This window comes from Niallia sp. FSL W8-0635, assembly GCF_038007965.1.
Lineage (GTDB): Bacteria > Bacillota > Bacilli > Bacillales > Cytobacillaceae > Niallia.
The window spans coordinates 2,609,847-2,629,942 of the sequence record NZ_JBBOYD010000001.1 but is presented as its reverse complement, the minus strand read 5'-3'; the positions used below and the strand labels follow the sequence as shown (position 1 = coordinate 2,629,942).

24 protein-coding genes, 1 pseudogene, 1 riboswitch and 1 other annotated feature are annotated in these 20,096 nt (G+C 33.5%); of the genes and pseudogenes, 14 read left to right on the top strand and 11 right to left on the bottom strand.

Annotated elements, in window-relative coordinates:
* Positions 1-250: 250 nt before the first annotated feature.
* The 6 genes from NYE52_RS12655 (at position 251) to NYE52_RS12630 (ending at position 7,005) form a co-directional block, all read left to right on the top strand.
* The gene (locus NYE52_RS12655; protein WP_341195183.1) at positions 251-1,876 is read left to right on the top strand and encodes a glycerol-3-phosphate dehydrogenase/oxidase; all 1,626 of its coding nucleotides are present in this window, start codon (positions 251-253) and stop codon (positions 1,874-1,876) included.
* Positions 1,877-2,683: 807 nt separating this feature from the next.
* A riboswitch (ZMP/ZTP riboswitch) is annotated at positions 2,684-2,767 on the top strand.
* A gap of 43 nt (positions 2,768-2,810) precedes the next feature.
* Positions 2,811-3,653, top strand: coding sequence for a bifunctional 5,10-methylenetetrahydrofolate dehydrogenase/5,10-methenyltetrahydrofolate cyclohydrolase (locus tag NYE52_RS12650; protein ID WP_341193390.1), 843 nt, complete (start codon positions 2,811-2,813; stop codon positions 3,651-3,653).
* Positions 3,654-3,889: 236 nt separating this feature from the next.
* Positions 3,890-4,090 (top strand): cold-shock protein, encoded by a 201-nt coding sequence (locus NYE52_RS12645; RefSeq protein ID WP_016203922.1) that lies wholly within the window; start codon positions 3,890-3,892, stop codon positions 4,088-4,090.
* 526 nt (positions 4,091-4,616) lie between these two features.
* A complete protein-coding gene (locus NYE52_RS12640) occupies positions 4,617-6,077 on the top strand; it encodes a DEAD/DEAH box helicase (RefSeq protein WP_341193389.1) in 1,461 nt (486 codons plus the stop codon).
* Between the two features lie 171 nt (positions 6,078-6,248).
* Positions 6,249-6,449 (top strand): cold-shock protein, encoded by a 201-nt coding sequence (locus NYE52_RS12635; protein WP_031535932.1) that lies wholly within the window; start codon positions 6,249-6,251, stop codon positions 6,447-6,449.
* A 160-nt stretch (positions 6,450-6,609) separates the two neighbouring features.
* Positions 6,610-7,005, top strand: a complete 396-nt coding sequence (locus NYE52_RS12630) for a cytosolic protein (protein WP_341193388.1) — start codon at positions 6,610-6,612, stop codon at positions 7,003-7,005.
* A gap of 54 nt (positions 7,006-7,059) precedes the next feature.
* Here NYE52_RS12630 and NYE52_RS12625 read toward each other — a convergent pair whose 3' ends face one another.
* Positions 7,060-7,353, bottom strand: a complete 294-nt coding sequence (locus tag NYE52_RS12625) for a DUF6509 family protein (protein ID WP_341193387.1) — start codon at positions 7,351-7,353, stop codon at positions 7,060-7,062.
* Positions 7,354-7,815: 462 nt separating this feature from the next.
* On the opposite strand from NYE52_RS12625, the gene NYE52_RS12620 reads away from it, so the two are divergent.
* Positions 7,816-8,019: a cold-shock protein gene (locus NYE52_RS12620; protein ID WP_031535927.1), complete on the top strand. Its 204-nt coding sequence runs from the start codon at positions 7,816-7,818 to the stop codon at positions 8,017-8,019.
* Between the two features lie 199 nt (positions 8,020-8,218).
* On the opposite strand, the gene NYE52_RS12615 is transcribed toward NYE52_RS12620, so the two are convergent.
* The 4 genes from NYE52_RS12615 to NYE52_RS12600 form a co-directional block, all read right to left on the bottom strand.
* Positions 8,219-8,908, bottom strand: a complete 690-nt coding sequence (locus tag NYE52_RS12615) for an LrgB family protein (RefSeq protein WP_341193386.1) — start codon at positions 8,906-8,908, stop codon at positions 8,219-8,221.
* On the bottom strand, positions 8,905-9,285 hold the full coding sequence (locus tag NYE52_RS12610; protein WP_341193385.1) for a CidA/LrgA family protein: 381 nt from the start codon (positions 9,283-9,285) through the stop codon (positions 8,905-8,907). Before NYE52_RS12610 ends, NYE52_RS12615 begins: the two co-directional genes overlap by 4 nt.
* Before the next feature lie 150 nt (positions 9,286-9,435).
* Complete coding sequence (locus tag NYE52_RS12605) at positions 9,436-10,311, bottom strand: LysR family transcriptional regulator (protein WP_341193384.1); 876 nt, start codon at positions 10,309-10,311, stop codon at positions 9,436-9,438.
* A gap of 74 nt (positions 10,312-10,385) precedes the next feature.
* A complete protein-coding gene (locus NYE52_RS12600) occupies positions 10,386-10,568 on the bottom strand; it encodes a hypothetical protein (RefSeq protein ID WP_341193383.1) in 183 nt (60 codons plus the stop codon).
* A 145-nt stretch (positions 10,569-10,713) separates the two neighbouring features.
* Between NYE52_RS12600 and bla the strand changes: the two genes are divergently transcribed.
* Both bla and NYE52_RS12590 read left to right on the top strand, forming a co-directional pair.
* Positions 10,714-11,490 carry a class A beta-lactamase gene (bla, locus tag NYE52_RS12595; RefSeq protein ID WP_341193382.1) on the top strand — a complete coding sequence of 259 codons (777 nt, stop codon included), beginning with the start codon at positions 10,714-10,716 and terminating at the stop codon, positions 11,488-11,490.
* A gap of 106 nt (positions 11,491-11,596) precedes the next feature.
* The gene (locus tag NYE52_RS12590; protein ID WP_341193381.1) at positions 11,597-11,764 is read left to right on the top strand and encodes a hypothetical protein; all 168 of its coding nucleotides are present in this window, start codon (positions 11,597-11,599) and stop codon (positions 11,762-11,764) included.
* A 57-nt stretch (positions 11,765-11,821) separates the two neighbouring features.
* Here the strand turns inward: NYE52_RS12590 and NYE52_RS12585 are convergent, their stop codons facing one another.
* The gene (locus tag NYE52_RS12585; protein ID WP_341193380.1) at positions 11,822-12,148 is read right to left on the bottom strand and encodes a hypothetical protein; all 327 of its coding nucleotides are present in this window, start codon (positions 12,146-12,148) and stop codon (positions 11,822-11,824) included.
* 368 nt (positions 12,149-12,516) lie between these two features.
* Here NYE52_RS12585 and NYE52_RS12580 point away from each other — a divergent pair, with 368 nt between their 5' ends.
* On the top strand, positions 12,517-13,026 hold the full coding sequence (locus tag NYE52_RS12580; protein ID WP_341193379.1) for an HAD family hydrolase: 510 nt from the start codon (positions 12,517-12,519) through the stop codon (positions 13,024-13,026).
* 75 nt (positions 13,027-13,101) lie between these two features.
* Here the strand turns inward: NYE52_RS12580 and NYE52_RS12575 are convergent, their stop codons facing one another.
* From NYE52_RS12575 to NYE52_RS12560, 4 genes are all read right to left on the bottom strand, one after another.
* Positions 13,102-13,812 (bottom strand): DUF3298 and DUF4163 domain-containing protein, encoded by a 711-nt coding sequence (locus NYE52_RS12575; protein ID WP_341193378.1) that lies wholly within the window; start codon positions 13,810-13,812, stop codon positions 13,102-13,104.
* Positions 13,813-13,907: 95 nt separating this feature from the next.
* Entirely contained in the window at positions 13,908-14,135 is a 228-nt protein-coding gene (locus tag NYE52_RS12570; RefSeq protein ID WP_341193377.1) for a hypothetical protein, read from the bottom strand.
* A 12-nt stretch (positions 14,136-14,147) separates the two neighbouring features.
* Positions 14,148-14,378 (bottom strand): hypothetical protein, encoded by a 231-nt coding sequence (locus tag NYE52_RS12565; RefSeq protein WP_341193376.1) that lies wholly within the window; start codon positions 14,376-14,378, stop codon positions 14,148-14,150.
* A 29-nt stretch (positions 14,379-14,407) separates the two neighbouring features.
* A complete protein-coding gene (locus NYE52_RS12560; protein WP_341193375.1) occupies positions 14,408-14,731 on the bottom strand; it encodes an ArsR/SmtB family transcription factor in 324 nt (107 codons plus the stop codon).
* 244 nt (positions 14,732-14,975) lie between these two features.
* Between NYE52_RS12560 and NYE52_RS12555 the strand changes: the two are divergent.
* From NYE52_RS12555 to NYE52_RS12540, 4 genes and pseudogenes are all read left to right on the top strand, one after another.
* Positions 14,976-15,360 (top strand): annotated as a pseudogene (locus tag NYE52_RS12555) (PH domain-containing protein).
* A gap of 164 nt (positions 15,361-15,524) precedes the next feature.
* Positions 15,525-16,283 carry a class I SAM-dependent methyltransferase gene (locus NYE52_RS12550; RefSeq protein WP_341193374.1) on the top strand — a complete coding sequence of 253 codons (759 nt, stop codon included), beginning with the start codon at positions 15,525-15,527 and terminating at the stop codon, positions 16,281-16,283.
* 80 nt (positions 16,284-16,363) lie between these two features.
* Positions 16,364-16,620 (top strand) — a binding site (T-box leader).
* Positions 16,621-16,758: 138 nt separating this feature from the next.
* Entirely contained in the window at positions 16,759-18,399 is a 1,641-nt protein-coding gene (metG, locus tag NYE52_RS12545) for a methionine--tRNA ligase (RefSeq protein WP_341195182.1), read from the top strand.
* A 590-nt stretch (positions 18,400-18,989) separates the two neighbouring features.
* Entirely contained in the window at positions 18,990-19,505 is a 516-nt protein-coding gene (locus NYE52_RS12540) for a hypothetical protein (RefSeq protein ID WP_341193373.1), read from the top strand.
* Positions 19,506-19,843: 338 nt separating this feature from the next.
* On the opposite strand, the gene NYE52_RS12535 is transcribed toward NYE52_RS12540, so the two are convergent.
* The gene (locus NYE52_RS12535) at positions 19,844-20,026 is read right to left on the bottom strand and encodes a hypothetical protein (RefSeq protein ID WP_312094294.1); all 183 of its coding nucleotides are present in this window, start codon (positions 20,024-20,026) and stop codon (positions 19,844-19,846) included.
* Positions 20,027-20,096: the final 70 nt, after the last annotated feature.

Below are 20,096 nucleotides of genomic sequence, written 5' to 3'. Positions count from 1 at the left end.
GGAGAGACCACAAGGCATTATCATCATAATGATAATGTAACTTTGTGGTCTCTTTTTGTTTAATTAGAATTGTTACATATCATTCTTAAATAAATGGAAAGAGCATAAGTTGATTCTTCAAACCAATCTAATTTAAACAAATAACAAATAGAAAAAATCATTAATCGTACCAATACGGTTTTCACTTCATAGGGAGGTTTTTACTTTGCAAAAAAAGCCAAGTAGTAGAGACGTAATAGAACAACAATTAATGGATAAGAAATTTGATGTGTTAGTAATCGGTGGTGGTATAACAGGTGCCGGTATTGCTTTAGATGCAGCAACTAGAGGAATGGAAGTAGCGCTTGTAGAAATGCAAGATTTCTCTGCTGGAACATCTAGTAGATCAACAAAATTAGTTCACGGAGGATTACGATATTTAAAGCAATTTGAAGTGAAAATGGTTGCAGAAGTAGGGAAGGAAAGAGAAGTTGTGTATGAAAATGGACCACATGTAACGACACCTGAATGGATGCTTCTTCCTTTACATCAAGGCGGAACCTTTGGTAAATTTTCAACAAATATCGGGTTAAGAGTATATGATTTTCTTGCTGGAGTAAAAAAAACAGAACGTAGAAAAATGCTTTCAAAAGATGAAACACTTTCCAAAGAACCATTAATAAGAAAAGATGGTCTTAAAGGTGGTGGGTACTATGTGGAGTATCGAACAGATGACAGTCGTTTAACTGTAGAGGTAATGAAAAAAGCAGTGGATAATGGAGCAACTGCTATTAATTATACGAAAGTAGAAAACTTTTTATATGATAATAATGGCAAGATAGAAGGTGTTGAAGTTAGAAATCTAATAGAGGATACTGTTTATCCTATTTATGCAAATACCATTGTGAATGCTACCGGTCCATGGGTTGATACGTTAAGAACCATAGATGGAAGCAAGAAAGGGAAAACCCTGCAGCTTACAAAAGGAGTACATTTAGTAATCGATCAATCTGTTTTCCCACTAAAACAAGCTGTATATTTTGATACACCAGATGGCAGAATGGTATTTGCTATTCCTAGAGATGGTAAAACCTATGTAGGGACAACGGATACTTTTTATAGTGATGATCCAGTTCATCCATCTATGTCGATAGAGGATAGAGATTATATTCTAGGGGCAATTAAATTTATGTTTCCATCTGTGTCTGTTACAGCAGAGAATGTGGAATCAAGCTGGGCTGGAGTTAGACCGTTGATTTTGGAAGATGGAAAAGACCCATCAGAAATTTCGCGAAAAGATGAAATTTGGGAGTCGGAAAGTAAGTTAATTACGATTGCTGGAGGAAAACTAACTGGTTATCGTAAAATGGCTGAAACCGTTGTTGACTTGGTGGCTAGAAGATTGCAAGAGAAATCAGGAAAAACGTTTAATAATTGTATGACAAAATCATTGCCAATCTCAGGAGGGGAAGTTGGAGGTTCAAAAGGTTTTTCAACATATATTAAAGACGTAGTAGCAAAGGGAATGGATGCAGGACTTTCAAAAAAGGATGCAGAATCAATTGCAAAACTATATGGTAGTAATGCTCCCATTGTATATAGCCTTGCAAAACAAACTGTCGAAAATAATGGAGCGCTTTCGCAAGTATTATTTGCAAAAATACGTTATGCAATGGAATACGAATTTGCTATGACACCAACAGATGTCCTATTAAGACGGACGGGAATGCTACTATTTGATATTAATAAAGTACAAGAAGTTAAAGAAGATGTAATAGAGTATATGGCAGATTATTATGAGTGGAGTAATGAAAGAATAAATACCTTAACTTCAGAATTAGAAGATGAAATTCACAAAGCAACAGTACCGTTTGAAGGGAAATTGATTAAGCAATAAATCATTTAAATCATACTCTTTATGTATTAGCTGTTTTTTACTTACTTATGTAAGAAAAGGAAAAAATACTGTGCAGGCTGGATATGGAGAGCCCACAGGTGAACATGGAAGTTTAACGTGGCTAAAGTGGAGCCGTCGGAAAGTGATATGTATTCAGCCTGTGGGTTTATTCCAAGATTGTTTTCTTTAGTTAGTTTACATGGGTTCGGAAAGCCAATTAATTAACATTTTTACAAAAATAGGGAAGGGTGTAGTTGACTTAAATTCAATTCTAAGTTATGATGTTACTTGTATGTATTTGAGGTTTAAACAGAATTTTGTAGAATTATGTGTAAGGTAACAAGAAATTTATAAGTAAACGGAACAGCTATATAAGAACATTCATAACAATTACACTCCAATTTATCTTCAAAAACACATTTAAAATCCTTCCTAATGCGGATTAATCCTTCCATTATTATTTTTCAGAAATGTATTTTTGTGTTCTGCACGATTCACCCTAAATTCACACTGGCACGGCCTAGGAGCCGTAAGGATGAAAGAGAGGTAGGGCTTTCGTTGTTTTAGGCATTTACACCATTAATAAGTATTAGTGTATGTCCTTAAATATATGCATAGCTAAGAGTATTCATAAAGATGGATACATAAAAGGCCTTCCTAAAACAGAGTTAAAACTGTTTTAGGGAGGCTTTTTCTTGTATAAAAAAAGATCGTGCGAGATAAAAAATCTTGTCTTAAAATTCTTTGAGAATATGGGGTATATTATTTCAATTCAAAAGAAGCTATGATATGATACAAATGAACTTATTAATACATAGTGACTGACGACATAAATGGAAATAACCATATGGGAGCTGTGTATATGTATAGCCGGTCGTCTGGGCAAAAGAGTCGCAAACGCACTTCTTTTTATAATTTACCAGGAGGTATATACATGTCGGAAAAATTAATTTTAGACGGAAATGTAGTAGCAAATGCAGTAAAGAATGAATTAAAAGGAAGAATAAGTACTCTAAAGCAAAATGGAATAACACCTTGCTTAGCAACCATTCTAGTTGGAGATGATTCATCCTCGGCTACTTATGTAAAAATGAAAGGTAATGCATGTGCAAAATTAGGGATTGAATCACGAAAAATCCATTTGGACAAAGAAACAACAACAGAACAATTATTGGAAACGATAAACGCTTTAAATAACGATAAGGATGTTCATGGAATTTTGTTACAGCATCCTGTTCCCAGTCATATAGATGAAAGAAAAGCATTTGAAGCAATTAAGATTGACAAAGATGTAGACGGCGTTACTAGCTTTGGCTATGGGCAAACAGCACTTGGGTTTGGTAAATATCCATCGTGTACACCTGCTGCCATTATGAAAATAATGGAGCATTATGGTCTAGAAGCTAGCGGGAAGCATGCAGTTGTAGTAGGGCGGAGTCCAATCTTAGGAAAACCGGTTTCTGCTTTACTATTAAATAAAGATGCAACTGTGACAACTTGCCACTCTCGTACATTGCATGTAGAGGAATATGTTAAACAAGCTGATATCGTTATCGCTGCAGTAGGAAAGCCTAACTTTATACAAGGAGATTGGATTAAACCTGGCGCGGTAATCTTAGATGCGGGTTATAATAAAGGGAATATAGGAGATGTAGACTATGAAGCATGTCTAGAAAATGCTTCAGCTATCACACCAGTCCCTGGAGGCGTTGGACCAGTTACTATTAGCATGCTACTAAAACATACTGTTGACTCTGCAGAAGCTGTCAACGTCTAAAATGAAACCTAAAGTTTCGAAAACGTTATTGACAAAAAGTGAATAAAATTATATTATAAGGGTAACGCAATTAAGTTCGGTATATGTTTTATGGATAAGGTGGTCGTAGCTGCAATGTATGTAGGCGATTTTCTTCTACATCATTTCAACTACGGCTTTTTCATGTTGAATGAGGTATCGATTCCTAAAAGTTATATTAGGTGCTTAGTGTGTAACACAATTTTGGAGGTTTTACAATGAACACAGGTAAAGTAAAATGGTTTAACGCAGAAAAAGGTTTTGGTTTCATCGAGTCTTCTGAAGGTCAAGACGTATTCGTTCACTTCTCAGCTATTCAAACAGAAGGATTCAAAACTTTAGAAGAAGGCCAAGACGTAACTTTTGAAATCGTTGAAGGTAACCGTGGACCTCAAGCTTCTAACGTAACTAAAGCTTAATAACAAATTAAAAAAAGGTGATGCCTTTCAAAATGCATCACCTTTTTTAATGATGTTCACTTGAACTTCTATTTAAAAGCTTTGTTATACATCTTAGTATAGAAAGCATAAAGTAATTAAATTACGATTTAATACTTAACTTAGCATTTATATAAAAAATCTCCATCAACTTCATTATATTCATCCGTTAAAAAACCACATAATTTCCCACTAAAGTATGGTATAAAGGCTTTTAATTGATCCTATTTACCTTAATGTTTTGGAAAATGAAAAAAAGTGAAATAAAATGGAGAGTATATATTTATAACAAAATAAAACAATACACTCTAGGTTGGTATTTTCTAAACAAATAATGTCCCTAAGTAATAGGGCGGTGTTTTAAGGTTTATATTAAAGAGTAATCATGCGCTAAAATTAGTGGAATCCATTCATTTAAAAATGATAAAGATCCTATCCTACGACATTTCTGGCCCTATATTCTAAGGAATATCAATCAACAGAGTACAATTACAAGGAGGAAAAAGTATTGACAACTTTTTCAGATTTTAAATTAAGCAGCAGTTTAGAAAAAGCATTATCAAACATGGGATTCGAAGAGCCAACACCTATTCAGGCACAGGCTATTCCAATTGCATTATCTGGTAAAGATATGATTGGACAAGCTCAAACAGGTACAGGTAAAACAACTGCATTTGGTGTACCTTTACTAGAAAAAATCGAGGTTGGTAAAGCAGTTCAAGGGTTAGTTATTGCTCCAACGAGAGAATTAGCAGTCCAAGTAGCAGAAGAATTAAATCGCATTGGTTCTGTAAAAGGAATCCGCACATTACCAATTTACGGTGGACAAGATATTAATCGCCAAATTCGTGGATTAAAAAAGAAACCAGAAATCATCGCAGCAACACCTGGTCGATTAATTGACCATATTGAACGTAAAACAATTCGTTTACAAGATTTAAAAATGATTGTACTTGATGAAGCAGATGAAATGTTAAATATGGGATTCATTGAAGATATCGAAAGAATCTTAAGTGAAACTCCTGATTCTCGTCAAACGCTATTATTTTCAGCGACAATGCCAAAAAGAATCCAAAGCCTTGCAGAAAGATTCATGGTTGAGCCTGAAATAGTTAGAGTTAAAGCGAAAGAAATGACCGTAACAAATATTGAACAACACTATATGGAAGTTCAAGAGCGTCAAAAGTTTGATGTATTATGTAGCTTACTTGATATCCAATCACCAGAACTTGCAATTGTCTTTGGCCGTACGAAAAGACGTGTTGATGAGGTAGTGGAAGGATTAATTAAGCGTGGTTACTCTGCAGAAGGAATTCATGGTGATATTCCTCAAGGGAAACGTGACCAAGTTATCCGTCGTTTTAAAGAACAAAGCATAGACATCATGGTAGCTACAGATGTAGCAGCTAGAGGATTAGATATTAGTGGCGTATCCCATGTTTATAACTTTGATATTCCACAAGATCCAGAAAGCTATGTTCACCGTATCGGTAGAACAGGCCGCGCTGGTAAAAAAGGTCTTGCAGTAACGTTTGTTAGTCCTAGAGAACTTGATCATTTACGTATCATTGAAAATGTAACCAAGAAATCAATGACTAAAAAACCAATTCCTTCTCTTACTGATGTTTTAGCAGGAAACCAACAAGCGACTATTAATAAAATTACAAAAACAGTTGAAGAAAATGAGTATGCTGAATATAAGCGAGTTGCAGAAGGTTTATTAGAAGAGACAGATTCTGTAACATTACTTTCAGCAGCATTAAAGCTTCTAACTAAAGAACCAGATGCTACTCCAGTTAGATTAACTGCTGTTGAACCATTACGTTCGAAAAAGAAAGATAATCGTTCTGGTGGTGGCGGTAATCGTAGACGTCGTTCGGATCGTGGTGGAGAACGTGGCGGATATGATAAAAAGCGCCCAGCTTCTTCTGGTGATAGAAGACCAAGAAATCGTAACAGAAGTAAATAATCATTCTAGTTAATAGGGTGTACTGTTCTTTACTACTTCGTTCCGTTTTTTCTAAAAAATGATGGAATTTTTCTTTTCCTCGTTTTAAATACGACGAAATGGGTAAACTAATTAAATGAAGGATATACCATAAAAATATCCTTGTTATTTAAATCTAGGAGGCAATAAAAAATGGCAACAGGTAAAGTAAAATGGTTTAATTCTGAAAAAGGATTTGGATTTATCGAAGTAGAAGGTGGAGAAGATGTATTTGTACATTTTTCTGCCATTCAAACAGAAGGATTCAAAACTTTAGATGAAGGTCAAGAAGTTAACTTTGATATAGAAGAAGGTAGCCGTGGACCACAGGCTGTAAATGTGACAAAACTATAATTGTAATAAAGAGTCCTTAAATACTTTTTAAGGACTCTTTTTTATGGGAGTTTCCAAATACTGGGCTGTCCCTTCCTTATTATAAGGATAAAAAGTACAACACTTTGCTAATTTAACTATAATTGTATAAAATAATAAAGTAGAGAAAGAGGTGCCTAATATGAAGGAATTTACAGTGAATTTCCATGCAGAAGATGGAGTCGGTCAAATGCTTGTACAAAAGCTAAGTGAGGACGATTTTAATCGTGCTACAAGTAGAGGTACTAGACAATTATTTGAATTAGATACAAATATCGGATTCTTTATTTATTTTGATGCAGTTGATGAGGCTGGAAAAGAATCTTACTTAGTTCTTCAATATGAAGAGGAAAGTGAAAATCCATCTGCTTGCTTTAGTTTTCAGCTAAAGGATTTCTATCAATTTGTAGCATTACACTTAAATGATTTGCAATATGAAGAAGATGGGGAAGAGGATGAAGAAGAATTTGGTCCTATCCACTACCTGGCGCATTTAATGCATCATATTGTAGAAGATGGAAGAACTATAGAAGTTTAACACGAGATAGAAAAAGAACGGAGCATTCCTTCCGTTCTTTTTCTATTTTCTATCCTAATTTTCCTCATCTAAATAATGCTTGCTACAAAATGTTTTTATTTCTTCAAGCTCATCGTCTTCTAAGCCATAATCTAAGTATTTATTTTCTAAGCTATTATAAAAATGATAATTAAGAATGCGTGATCCATTCTCATCTACTGAGAAAAGAACTTTTATTTGCAGATGGTCTTCTTCCGCTAATTCATCTTCTTCATCGAACTCAACAGTTAGGAAAAATTCGTAACGCGTTCCGATAAGAATGCCAGTTGGGTCTTTTATTTCCTCAATAGTATATTCTTTAATATTCACTTAATAAACCTCCAATAATTCTTCAATAAACAATTGTTAATTTGTTCACCTAAAAAATAATATCATATTAAGAAGGGAATAGCTATTTGAAACAATTTAATAGCCTAAACTTTTCATACGTAATAAAAGACAGATTACTCGACATTTTATTTAAATAATATTTGCATTAATAGTAGGAAGTGTGGCATAATGAAAAGTTTGACTTTCTTATTAATATATGTTATATTTAATATTAGTTTTTAGTTTAGATTTATACTTCTCATGCACTTGTTTAGGGATTATTTCTCGTTTTTCTCTTGATTACAAGTGATTTTTTATTTTATGGAGTTAAATTTTCTATGTGGATATTGAGAATAATAGTAAGAGATTGCGGTAGAAGCATGAAATGGATTGCGAATACTACCTATATCACATAGTTTATTTGACAAAAAAATTAGCTTCCTGGAGGTGCTTCATTTGGCAATGGGATTTGGAAGAAGAAATAATGAAGAAATTGTTAAAGAAGAAGTGATGGTTTGGGATTGTACATCAGAAACTTGTAAATGCTGGATTCGTGATAATTTTAAAAGCAGTGAGACACCAAAGTGCCCAATATGCGGAAGTGAAATGGTAAAAACAACTAGAGAGCTTCAAGTAGTTAATAATAATAGCATCTATTCGAAATAAAAGAAGAGGAATTTTCCAATAGGATTGACCTCACAAGATTTGTCCATCGATGGAGTAATCGATTGGTGAATCTTGTATGGTCTGATCCACTGTGGAGAAGTCCTATTTTTTTGTCAATTTTTAAAATAAAAAAGAAGAAATGTCAATTAAGGGACATTTCTTCTGCAATAAATTACTGCATGATAGGATATGTGTTCTGTCATGCGGTAAAGCTAAGCATCAAAGGAATTAAAGACGTTCCCCATAAAACCGTAATCCATGCTGCTATAATCATCGCAAGTGTAGAAAAGGTTGCTTCTTGCTCACCGAATTCCATTGCTTTGGATGTGCCGACGCCATGCGCTCCCATTCCGAGTGCTAAGCCTTTTGCAATGGGAGAGTGAAGAGACAACCATTTTATCGTATAAGGTCCAATGATTCCTCCTAGAACACCGGTAATAATCACAAATATCGTTGTTAAAGTAGGAAGACCACCAATTTCCTCAGAAACGACTATTGCAATAGGAGTGGTTATCGAGCGTGGCAAGATACTCATAATAAAGTCATTGTTTAAATGGATCAAAATTGATAATAAATAAGAAGAAAAAATGGCGACTAATGTACCTGTTGTAACACTAATCATAATAATCGTAAAATATTTCTTTAATAAATGAAAGTTTTTGTAAATCGGAACGGCAAAAGCGATTGTTGCAGGTCCTAATAAATGTGTTAATGGCTGTGCTGATTCCATATACGTCGTTGCTGGAATACGAAAGATACTAATAAATGCAATAAGGAGTATAGGGGTAATTAACAACGGATGAAATAACGGGATATTCCATTTTTTATAGCATGCTTTAGCTATGCGATAAAGCATATAAGTTATAATGGTAAGGATGATAATTTTCATTTACTAAGACGTCTCTTTCTATTATAGATTTTTTCAGCAGTAAAGCCTGTAGCCCCCATTACGATAAAAGTACTTATTGCGATTAGTAATACTGTTTCAATTCCTTTAAGATTTAATATTTCGTTGTAATTTACAATGCCGACAGCTGATGGAATAAAAAATAACAATAATTCAGCAAGTAGCCAAGTAGCTCCTTTTTCAACCCATTCAATTTTTACTATTTTAAGCTTTAATGTAATAAATAGAACTATTAATCCAATCATTGAAGCTGGAATTGGTATAGTTATGATCATTTTGATTCCCATTCCGATAAAAAGAAAAACATGAAGGAATAAGATTTGACCAGCGATTATCAATATTTTCTTCAATGAGATCACCTTCTGATATTCATTTGATGGAACGAAACCTTCCATCTCCTTGGTATATGAATATCATACGCTTCTATTGGCTATTCGTAAAATACATAGTTATTATAGTTAATATAACTAAAAGTTATATTGAGCGGATTTACTTGAAGATTAGATGCATTATTCGTTGTTTAAAACAAAATCAATGAATCTTCTACTAGCTACAGATAAATATCGATCTTTTTTTGTTATAATGACTAACTCCCAATTCGTCACAGGCTCTAAATCAATAAAACGAACTTGATTATTATTTGCACGATTACATATCGATTCTGGCAATATGGAAATCCCTAAATTTGCTGCGACAATTTCGACCATAAAGTCCCACTGAGAACTCTTGAAGATAATATTTGGCTCAAATCCTTCTTGAATGAATTTTTTCCTCATAATTTCATATAAAGCAAATTCCTCGCTGTAAAAAATAAACTCTTCTTCTTTTAATTCCTTCATCTGTACCTTATCTCTCGTCGCAAAACGGTGAGATTCTGGAACAATTAATTTTAATTCTTCCTTTACGAGTGGAAACACATGAAATGCTTCATCTGTTAACGGAAGAACTGCTACACCCATTTCAAATTCTCCTTCCTCTACACTTTTCACAACTTTGGCAGCCCCATATTCTTTTATATTAATTTGGATATTTGGATAAGCTTTATGAAAAGCAGCAATTATTTTAGGGAAGAATAAACTCCCAATAATAGGAGGAAGACCAATATTAATATTTCCTCTTGTTAAATTAGTCATATCGTGTAGCGTAGAAGACATTTCTTCTACTTGAGCAAGAATTTTTTGGGCATATTCAAAAACAACGGAACCAGCATCTGTTAACTCATGTGTTTTATTAGAACGATGAATTAAAGTTAAACCAATTTCAGCTTCTAGGCTTTTAATTGCTTTACTTAATGCGGGCTGTGAAATATGAAGCTTATCAGATGCTTTTGTCATATTCTTTTGTTTCACAACTTCTACAAAATAGTGTAGCTGTCTTATCTCCAATTTTACTCCTCCTTCTATGACGGAAAAGGGCTGTCTCTTTTTTGAGACAGCCTTCCGACCATTATTCCATATAGTTATTTCGGTATTTTCTTTAGTAAAGATAAATTTCTAATCATCGAACCGACAAACATAGTACCAGCTCCTCCAAAAAGAAGAATTAATACGGTTTGCTTACCAATTACATCAAAAGGGTATAAAACACTACTTAAAATTGAAAGAAATCCAATCAACGTTAAAAACCAACCGAATTTAGTCATAATAAACTTCCTATCCTTTAAATAAAATGTATTAATAATTACCTATTTTACGCAAATTGAGGACGAAGTACAACTATAGAATTATACATTATTAAGAAAAAGCACTTAAATCCATGCTGGAGATAAAGAGGGAGATGACTTTTGTATGAATGATGATTTTTTCAACCTTGAGAGGAAGTTCAATGCCAGACTGGGAATCTATGCAATCGATACTGGATCTAAAAAGACAGTCAATTTTCGAGGGGATGAAAGATTTCCTTTCGCTTCAACATATAAGGCACTAGCTGTAGGTGCTTTGCTTCAGCAGAAATCGATAAATGAGCTTGATGAAATCATTTCATTTAAAAAGAAAGACTTGGTTCCCTATTCGCCAATCACAGAGCAGCATATAGAAAAAGGGATGGCTCTTAAAGACATTGCAGATGCTGCCATTCGTTATAGTGACAATACAGCTGGGAATATCCTTTTGAAAAAGTTGGGAGGACCGTCAGGATTTGAAATGGCACTAAGACAGATTGGAGATAGTGTGACAATATCTAGCCGTTACGAGCCGGAATTAAACGACGCGATACAAGGAGACATTCGTGACACGAGTACTCCAAGAGCACTCGCAACAAGTCTCCAAGCCTATTCGACTACAGATTTGCTTCCAGTTAAAAATCAGGAACTCTTAAATGGTTGGCTGCGTGAGAACACGACTGGTGATAATTTAATCCGCGCTGGATTACCTAAAGACTGGGATATAGGAGATAAAAGCGGAGCTGGAAGCTTTGGAACTAGAAATGACTTAGCTATTGTTTGGCCGACAGTAGGTGAACCTATTGTTATCGCCATTTTATCCACCAAAAATACAAGAGATGCAAATTTTACAGATGCCATAATTGCAGATGCTGCGAGAATCATCATAAGAGCTTTAAAGTAATGATATCTATAGGCAGTTGTTTTTTATATGGGATAAATTTTTTAGGTTTAACCGAGAAAGTGAGGGGGTATAAGTAGATTATCAACTTAAGAAAGGTGTGAACATCATGAGCATTTTTCACGAGTTAAAAGACAAGAAAATCTATACGCATAGCTGGAAGGATAATTTATTCGCACACAAAAAGTATGAAAATTTGTACAAAAAAAATCCGACAGAAGTAATATATAGTAATATTTATCGTTCAAAATCACAAAAACAAAATGAACAAAAATAATAGACTAGGGTGAGACACATCCTAGTCTTTGTTATGTCACAAAAGCGTTCTTCTATTTTATTGAGCCATAGATGTTTCTTTTAAATAATCAGAAAAAACTTTTTGTACAAGAGCTTCTTCCTTAATATCATCAGAATTATGTAAATCCTTTATACAGACTACGTATACTGATTTCACAAATAAGTGTAATGCTTCATCATCCGTTAATTTTTGTATTTTCTTTATTAGTTGATTATCAGTAATATAATTAACGATACGATCAAGGAATTCCTTCGGGTGATCTTTTGGTTGTTTACCAGTTTCTTCTTGAAAAATTCCCCCTTGTCCTTCAATTTCGACATGACGTATTACTTTTTCTAATTCTTGAATACTAAATATCTCCATTGATTATACACCTCTTTCCCTCTAGTATTATAACAGGCTATCAAACAGTAGTAAATTAGTGTTTTTACACTATTTGAAAAAGCTTGATTTAAACGTAATTAAAAGGTGTTATATAAAAGATTAGAAGAAAGAATAAAAAGCTTTTTGACGATAGTAGTTAGAGAGCGATTCTCTTATAATGATAAGAAAAAAGCTACAAAATGAACAACTAATGGTAAAATAGTCTTTATCCCACATATAACAGATAGTAAGACTCCACAGTACTAGCTCCAAAAAAAGCAAGGAAGCTAAATGGTGGATGAGAAAATCCACCTACTGATTGGAAGTTTTCTTTATAAAATTTAGGTTTATTTTGAAAAGGAGTAATTATGGATAATAACAGAATGTATCATATGGTAAAAAAATTTCATGAAGCATTTGGACATGAAGTGGCAACAGAACCGACGGCTATTGAGGAAAAAACAGCAGTTAATCGCGCAGTTTGGACAGGGGAAGAATTAGTTGAATTTTTATATGCAACGGCTGAGGGGGATGAAAGTAAATTCCAAGCATTATATGACCAGTTTTTAACAGGTTTAAATAAAGCAGCTGATAAAATTCTTACTCAAAAAAAACCAGTTGAAGATAAATTAGTAGCACAGATGGATGCTTTAACGGATGTAGAGTATTTTAACCAAGGAAGCTTTGTTATTGCTGGCGTTGAACCATTTTCACTTTTTCAAATAGTACAAGAAGCAAATATGGGAAAGCTATTTGAAGATGGTAAACCAAGATTTAGAGAAGAAGATGGCAAGATTATTAAGCCGCCAAATTGGGAAGCAGATTTTGCTCCAGAAGGCAGATTAAAAGCAGAGATTGAAAAGCAAAGAAAAGAGTAAATGGAAAATAGGGAGGAACTAAAAGTTGAGTCATCGCCGCTATGGGATGACTAACAAAGTTCTTCCCTTTTACTTTTATTTTTTTTGTAATACAGATAATGGAATCAATATAGTTGGATTACCAGATACGTATGGTCCAACTTCATATTGTTGGAAAATTAACTCTATTCCATTATCAGATAAGAAGAAGTTCGTTTCATTTGTTACTTTAAAATCTGTAAATTCAGATGGATCGGTATAGAAAATTTCTGGATGTTTTTTCATATACGCTAAAGCATAATTTGTTACCTTTTCATACTCTCTTTCTGAGGGAAGAAAGGTATCTAACGTTAATTCATTACCAGATTTGAGGTCAAAATTATAAGTAGTAATAACCGTGTTGCCGTGTGCCCCGCCGGTAAATTGATAATCATTAAATAAAATACTCAATTTATTATTTTGATTGTATTTGAGCTGATAGCTGGTCATGTATTCGTAATGACAGACAGAAGGTGATTCTTTACAAACGGGATCTCCTTTAATCTTTTCCATTTCTTTCATCAATTTTGAGTATCGGTTAAAAGAATCTTTTATATGTCGCAATAGTATTTTATTTACTTTATTTTGAGCATTGTTATTAGGAGCGCTTATCAGTGTTGGATATTTAAGCTGCTCTATATTTTTATATTGTTTTGTCTTCACGACATTGGGTGTTTTTATCGCAAAAGTTGGGATTGGTTGTATTGTAAGAAAAAGAATATGCAGGATAATCATCAATTGTATTAGAAATTTTGTTTGCTTTTTCATATAAATCTCCATTCTTTCCTAGTTTTAGTAGTATTTTTTTCTTAAATAGAATGGATATGTATGGTGATAAATGGAAAAATGCTAAAGGAAGTAGATTATTCTACATCCTTTAGCATTTTTTCAATGGATTTAAGATGGTTATTTAAGTCATTTAGCATGGACATTTGCTGCTTATGAATAGATAGGCTGTTTTTTTCCACCTTTAACCTTTCGATGGCTCTAGCCTCTTTTCGTTTTAGAAAGCGTACGATGATAAAAATAATAAATATAGGAATGAAAATATAAAGGAATAAAGTTGGCAAAACCATAATGGCTACGTTCATAATTTTCTCCTTTTAATTTGTCTCATCTAACATTTTTTCAATGTCGACAATTCTTTCTTTTATTTTGCTGAGGGCAGTTATTTGTTCTTTTTGATACTCAACATTTTCTTTCTCGATAATAAGCTTTTCATCTGCTCGTGATTCCGCTCTTTTCAAGTATCTAGCTAAATAGAATAGAAACCCAAGGATTATAAGAACGGGAAGAATAAAGATGAGTAAATTGATAAAACTGAATAATTGCATTTTTTTTCCTCCTAAAAATGGTTATTTTGTTACTCCTTTCTTTTCTTTATGGATATACTTTCAGCCAAATCTGTAATGAATTCTTCTGATAATGGAAGATAAAAGGGAATCAATTCATAATATTTCATTGCCTTTCCATCTTCAGAGATTTCATGGTATCCCTTAATTATTTCTGCGTTTTCTAATTTTTGAAGATGTAAATATAACAATGGTCTACTAATTCCGAGCTCTCGAGCTAACAGGCTGACATATTTTTTTTCTTTTTGCAGTATTGCAATAATTTTTAATCGATAGGGGTTAGACAATGCTTCTAGGATAAGGAGTAATTGATCACCGTTATTTATGTTTTTCATATGTAATAATTTTATTACAGGTATAAAGGTAAAGCAAGATAATTTTCAATACTTTTTTAAATTTGCAAAGAGATTGAAGATAGAGGAAAATAAAAGTAGATTTGATAAAAAGCAATGGCTATTTTGATAAAATTGTTGCTAAGGGTTTTTCTATAGAAGATACAATCTGTTAGCAAAGAGAAAAAAACGAAACTTTTAAAGCTATCAATCAGTATATAAATATAAGAAAATGGAGGTTGATTATATGGGCTTTTTAAATGGTTTAATGGGAAATGCTAGTGCCGCAGATGTGAAAGACATAGAAAAGGAATTAAGTAAGATAATTGGAGAAAGTGAAAAGATTGAGCTTGCATTTAAATTAATTAGAGATTTAATAGTATTTACAGACATGCGATTAATCCTCATTGATAAACAAGGTTTAACAGGTAAAAAAGTCGAGTACTTGTCAGTTCCTTATAAAAGTATCTCTCGTTTTAGTATCGAAAACTGCCGGTCATTTTGATTTAGATGCGGAATTAAAAATTTGGATTTCGGGTGCAGAATTGCCAGCTATATCCAAACAATTCAAAAAAGACAGTAGCATATATGACGTACAAAAAGCTATCGCGAGTTATGTTGTAAAAGCTTAATGTAAATGGAACCAGTCCCGCTCAAATAAAAACATTTGCGGGACTTTCTCTTTAAAAATATAGAAGGAATGTAATGTTCTTTGTGGAATATTTATTTAGTATGGTGGGAATAAGATAAAAAGATTATGGGGGAAGGAAAGAATTGGTTGAAAAGGGGGAATAATATGAATTCAAAAGCGAAATTCACAGGGAAGTCCTCGTTATATGATCGTTATCGTCCAGGTTATCCAAAAAGGTTCTTTATTGAGCTTTTTACAAAGTATATCAGTGGAAATGATAATTTCGTCATTGCCGACATTGGTGCTGGTACGGGGATTTTTACAGAATTAATTGCCAGTATTGGAACAGATATTATAGCGATAGAGCCAAATGACGAAATGAGAGCCATTCTTAAAGAAAGAATGGAAGATTTTAAACAAGTTACCTGTTTAAACGGATCAGCCGAAAATAGTGGGGTTGGTGATAAGAGTGTAGATATAGTTACCGTTGCCCAAGCATTTCATTGGTTTGATGCTGTTGCTTTTAAAAAAGAATGCCAACGTATTTTGAAGAAAAATGGTCTTGTCATGCTTATATGGAATAGTCGTGATCATTCGAGTAACTTAAATAAGGAAACGGCAAAGATATCGAAAAAATATTGTCCGAATTTCCAAGGATTTAGTGGTGGTATTAATATTGAGCGATTAGATTTGCATCAATTTTTCAGCAATGGATATGAACATTATGCTGTTTCCAATCCATTAAAAATGGATAAAGAACATTTTATCGGTAGAAATCTTTCTGCTTCCTATGCACCAAAAAAAGAGGATATTTTTTATGATGAATTTGTTGATGAACTAGGGTTTCTTTTTGAAAAGTATAGTAAGGACCAAACAATATTAGTTCCGAATGACCTGCATGTTTATGTAGGCGCTATCATTTGAGTTTATGCCTTAAATGTATATGTGGATTCGAAAGATATTGACAATTAACGCAGAAATATCTACAATAAACCTTAATAAAAATTATGGCGTTGATAAGGAAAAGTAAATAAGGCAGTGTTTTATAGAGAGCTTCCGATGGTGGAAAGGAGGTAAATGAACCTTATTGAAAATGACCTTTGAGCTTCGTACCGAAAACTAAGTGTGAGTAGACTACGACGAGACAGGCACTCGTTATAACAGCAGCAGTATCTCTTTATAAAAAGACGTACTGATTGGAGGCAAATAGTGCAAATTATTTGTGAAGCTAGGTGGTACCACGGGTGAACTCGTCCTAATCTTTTTAGATTAGGGCGTTTTTTTATGCTTTTTTTCAAGTGATGGGGGGCTTTTTATTGGGTAAGAGTGTGAGTTAGAGGGATAGATAACTTCAAATAAGCAAGATAAATAGGACATATTGATTAGGGAGGAATAAATGATGACAATATTTATCGGGGGAGCTTGGCCATATGCAAATGGATCCTTGCATTTAGGACATGTGGCAGCATTATTACCAGGAGATATTTTGGCACGGTATTTTCGCCAAAAGGGAGAAAAGGTTCTTTATGTTTCAGGAAGTGATTGTAATGGGACACCAATCTCTATTCGAGCACAGCAGGAGCATACCACTGTTGAGGAAATTGCCGATCGATACCACCATGAATTTTACCAATGCTTTTCCCAGTTAGGCTTTTCTTTTGATTTTTATACAAGAACAGATGCTTGGCATCATCATCAATCGGTGCAAAAGATATTTCTTACTTTATTAAAGAATAATTTTTTATATAAAAAAACGGTTGAGCAGGCCTATTGTCAAAAAGACAAACAATTTTTACCTGATCGCTTTGTAGAAGGCATTTGTCCCCACTGCAAACAAAAAGCTAGAGGGGATCAATGTGATCACTGCTCTGCTATTTTAGACCCCTTAGAGCTAGAAGAGAAACGATGTAAAATTTGTGGAGATACACCAGTCATTCAGAAAACAGAGCATTTCTATTTTGCTTTTAGCAAGTTTCAGCAAGAAATGGAAACATACTTAAAAGAAGCTGTAGAAAAACAGCTTTGGCGTGAAAATGCTCTTGCTTTGACAAAGCGCTACTTACAGGAAGGACTTCCAGACAGAGCAGTAACTAGAGATTTACCAAATGGAATTGATGTTCCATTAGAAGGCTATGATGGGAAGAAAATTTATGTTTGGATTGAAGCTGTATCAGGCTACTTAACGGCTAGTATGGAAGCATGCAAAAGAAAAGGCATAAATGTTGAAGATTATTGGAAGGAAGAGACGATTTCCTATTATGTGCACGGAAAAGATAATATTCCCTTCCACTCCGTTATTTGGCCGAGTATTTTGCTCGGTTTGGGCAAAAAATCCTTACCAACCCATATCATTTCTAGTGAATATTTAACATTAGAAAAAAGGAAATTATCCACTAGCCAAAATTGGGCAGTCTGGGTTCCATATATTTTACAAAAATACGATCCTGATTCCATTCGCTATTTTTTAACAATTAATGCTCCGGAAGCAAGAGATACGGACTTTTCTTGGCGGGAATTTATCTACAGTCATAATAGTGAACTATTAGGAGCTTACGGGAACTTTGTAAATAGAACCTTGAAATTCATTCAAAAAGCAATGAATAGCAAGATTCCTGAGAAGCCGATTTCGAAAAGTATTGTTGCCGTTACAGAAGCGGTTTATGAAAAGTCAGGAGAATGGATTGAAAAAGGAAGTGGAAAAAAGGCGTTAGAAGAAATTTTTTCTTATATTCGTTATGGGAATCGTTATTGCGACCAACAAAAACCTTGGGAACAGGTGAAGGCAAATAAGGAAGAAGGAGAGATTACTTTAGCTAATTGTACGTATATTATTATAAATTTAGCACAGCTTCTTGAGCCATTTGTTCCTTTTTCAACCAAAAAAATTAGAGACATGCTGGGCATTTCGAAAATAGAATGGAAGGAACAACACACACTACCCTCTGAAATCCTATATGTCACTCCACTCTTTGAAAGACTGGATTTAGGTTTAATCGAAGAGGAATTAAATATTCTGCTAAATGGTGTGAAAAATGGATAACTGCATGAAGGCATTTATATTCCCTTTTCTAGGATTATGGGAAGAGGAAATTGCGAGGGATATACGGTGAGCAATCATCTATCCAGAAAGGTCTGAATGTTTTAACTAAGCATAAGTGGGGAGGAAGGAAAACCACCATTTATGCTTAGTTTCGCTATATTGGAAACGGTGATTTTTACCAATATAGCTATATAGCTCTGTGCACCTAGGGATTTATGAGCTTCTCGCCATGTTTCTCAATGATAGATCAATATGATTCATCGTGTTTCCCCATTTCTCCGTTTTGCAATAAGCAAGCTTCTCTAAATCAAATAAAATAGTTGTAGAAAATTGATGTTTTTTCAGGAGAAATACAGGAAATTTGCGTTAATATATCGAATGAATATGTATTATCATCATCTTTTATAACCATTTCAATAACGATGAATATACTATGTTAAATACATTACTTGGAACGAATGAAAAATCATTTGGCAATATTTCCTTTATTCTTGAATAGACTGAAGGTAATAAACAAAGAGCGGATTATTTGAGAGCATATGGCAAAAGGGGTTGAATAAAGTAGCTATTTAAGTAGGAGGGAGCGGAAAATGAAGTGGAGTGAGTTTGTATCACATGGAAAGAACAGAGTCTTACCAGTTATTATAGAGGTATACGGAAAAAAATATCCTCATTATGCAAGTAAGCTTTATCCTATATGTTATACAAGCTTTAGTGATTTAGGTATTCTTTTTACACCTTGTGGGTTATTTAGAAAAAAGAAGAAAAAAAGTATACGAACAGTTCGATATAAAGAAATTATATCAGTGGAGTTTAACGTACAACGAGTTCCGACTGTTTTTTTATATCTTTTAGGATCATCCTTACATTTAAATATTATCATCCACTTAAAAGATCATTCTAGTTTACATTTGGAAAGTGAAGATATAAGTCTTTTTCCTGATTTGGTTCAGCTATTAAAAAAACATAAAGTGGGTATTAAAGATCCTTTAAAGCTCCAGAAAATCCTAAAAGAGCAGAATACGATGGAAAAGTTTTATTCCTATATTGATAAGTATTTAGAAACAGATGCCCATAGTAATGACAAGGAGCCTAAGATAAAATAGAGAATGAAGGGATCTCCAGCTATTTTGAAATCAAAATCAGTTACTAAATTTCGTTCTTTCTTTTTTCTAGCGATTCTAATATTTCTAATACATTCTTATTGTAGATGGAAACAGAAAAATGCATAGATGGAACACACATATGTCTACGATTAGGATTAAGATTTTGTTTTCTTTTTATTGTCATAGAAGTAAGCCTCAGGTAACTTTTTTATATATAGGTTTTCCATTTTTTCAGTGTTCTTATACAAGCCTTTAAAACGGTAAAAAAAAGAGTCTCAGAAAAAGAGTTAGAATTCTTTAGTAAAGAAATCTCCTCATTTTTTTGAGACTTTAACTAGTTAGGCGCGTTTTGCTAGTAGGTTTAATGCTTTTTTATTCATGTCATGAATATCTTCAAATGTTTCTGATACTGCTACTGTCATTTTTCTCCTATTCGGATTCATTGACTTTTTCGACTGTTTATTTGGTTTATTGAATGGAGTCGGAGTTGAAGCAGCTGTCGTTTTCTTTTTGCCTGCCATATCAATTCCTCCTTTAAGAAAAGTGTTTTTGATTAACTTAGGCACAAGCTATGAAACAATGAAACTATAA

What these genes read in the sequence shown, in the direction of transcription:
- NYE52_RS12655 (WP_341195183.1), top strand. Translation starts at nt 251, where the DNA reads ATGGATAAGAAATTTGATGTGTTAGTAATCGGTGGTGGTATAACAGGT.
- NYE52_RS12650 (WP_341193390.1), top strand. Translation starts at nt 2,811, where the DNA reads ATGTCGGAAAAATTAATTTTAGACGGAAATGTAGTAGCAAATGCAGTA.
- NYE52_RS12645 (WP_016203922.1), top strand. Translation starts at nt 3,890, where the DNA reads ATGAACACAGGTAAAGTAAAATGGTTTAACGCAGAAAAAGGTTTTGGT.
- NYE52_RS12635 (WP_031535932.1), top strand. Translation starts at nt 6,249, where the DNA reads ATGGCAACAGGTAAAGTAAAATGGTTTAATTCTGAAAAAGGATTTGGA.
- NYE52_RS12630 (WP_341193388.1), top strand. Translation starts at nt 6,610, where the DNA reads ATGAAGGAATTTACAGTGAATTTCCATGCAGAAGATGGAGTCGGTCAA.
- NYE52_RS12620 (WP_031535927.1), top strand. Translation starts at nt 7,816, where the DNA reads ATGGGATTTGGAAGAAGAAATAATGAAGAAATTGTTAAAGAAGAAGTG.
- NYE52_RS12615 (WP_341193386.1), bottom strand. Translation starts at nt 8,908, where the DNA reads ATGAAAATTATCATCCTTACCATTATAACTTATATGCTTTATCGCATA.
- NYE52_RS12600 (WP_341193383.1), bottom strand. Translation starts at nt 10,568, where the DNA reads ATGACTAAATTCGGTTGGTTTTTAACGTTGATTGGATTTCTTTCAATT.
- bla (WP_341193382.1), top strand. Translation starts at nt 10,714, where the DNA reads ATGAATGATGATTTTTTCAACCTTGAGAGGAAGTTCAATGCCAGACTG.
- NYE52_RS12590 (WP_341193381.1), top strand. Translation starts at nt 11,597, where the DNA reads ATGAGCATTTTTCACGAGTTAAAAGACAAGAAAATCTATACGCATAGC.
- NYE52_RS12585 (WP_341193380.1), bottom strand. Translation starts at nt 12,148, where the DNA reads ATGGAGATATTTAGTATTCAAGAATTAGAAAAAGTAATACGTCATGTC.
- NYE52_RS12580 (WP_341193379.1), top strand. Translation starts at nt 12,517, where the DNA reads ATGGATAATAACAGAATGTATCATATGGTAAAAAAATTTCATGAAGCA.
- NYE52_RS12575 (WP_341193378.1), bottom strand. Translation starts at nt 13,812, where the DNA reads ATGAAAAAGCAAACAAAATTTCTAATACAATTGATGATTATCCTGCAT.
- NYE52_RS12570 (WP_341193377.1), bottom strand. Translation starts at nt 14,135, where the DNA reads ATGAACGTAGCCATTATGGTTTTGCCAACTTTATTCCTTTATATTTTC.
- NYE52_RS12565 (WP_341193376.1), bottom strand. Translation starts at nt 14,378, where the DNA reads ATGCAATTATTCAGTTTTATCAATTTACTCATCTTTATTCTTCCCGTT.
- NYE52_RS12560 (WP_341193375.1), bottom strand. Translation starts at nt 14,731, where the DNA reads ATGAAAAACATAAATAACGGTGATCAATTACTCCTTATCCTAGAAGCA.
- NYE52_RS12550 (WP_341193374.1), top strand. Translation starts at nt 15,525, where the DNA reads ATGAATTCAAAAGCGAAATTCACAGGGAAGTCCTCGTTATATGATCGT.
- metG (WP_341195182.1), top strand. Translation starts at nt 16,759, where the DNA reads ATGACAATATTTATCGGGGGAGCTTGGCCATATGCAAATGGATCCTTG.
- NYE52_RS12540 (WP_341193373.1), top strand. Translation starts at nt 18,990, where the DNA reads ATGAAGTGGAGTGAGTTTGTATCACATGGAAAGAACAGAGTCTTACCA.
- NYE52_RS12535 (WP_312094294.1), bottom strand. Translation starts at nt 20,026, where the DNA reads ATGGCAGGCAAAAAGAAAACGACAGCTGCTTCAACTCCGACTCCATTC.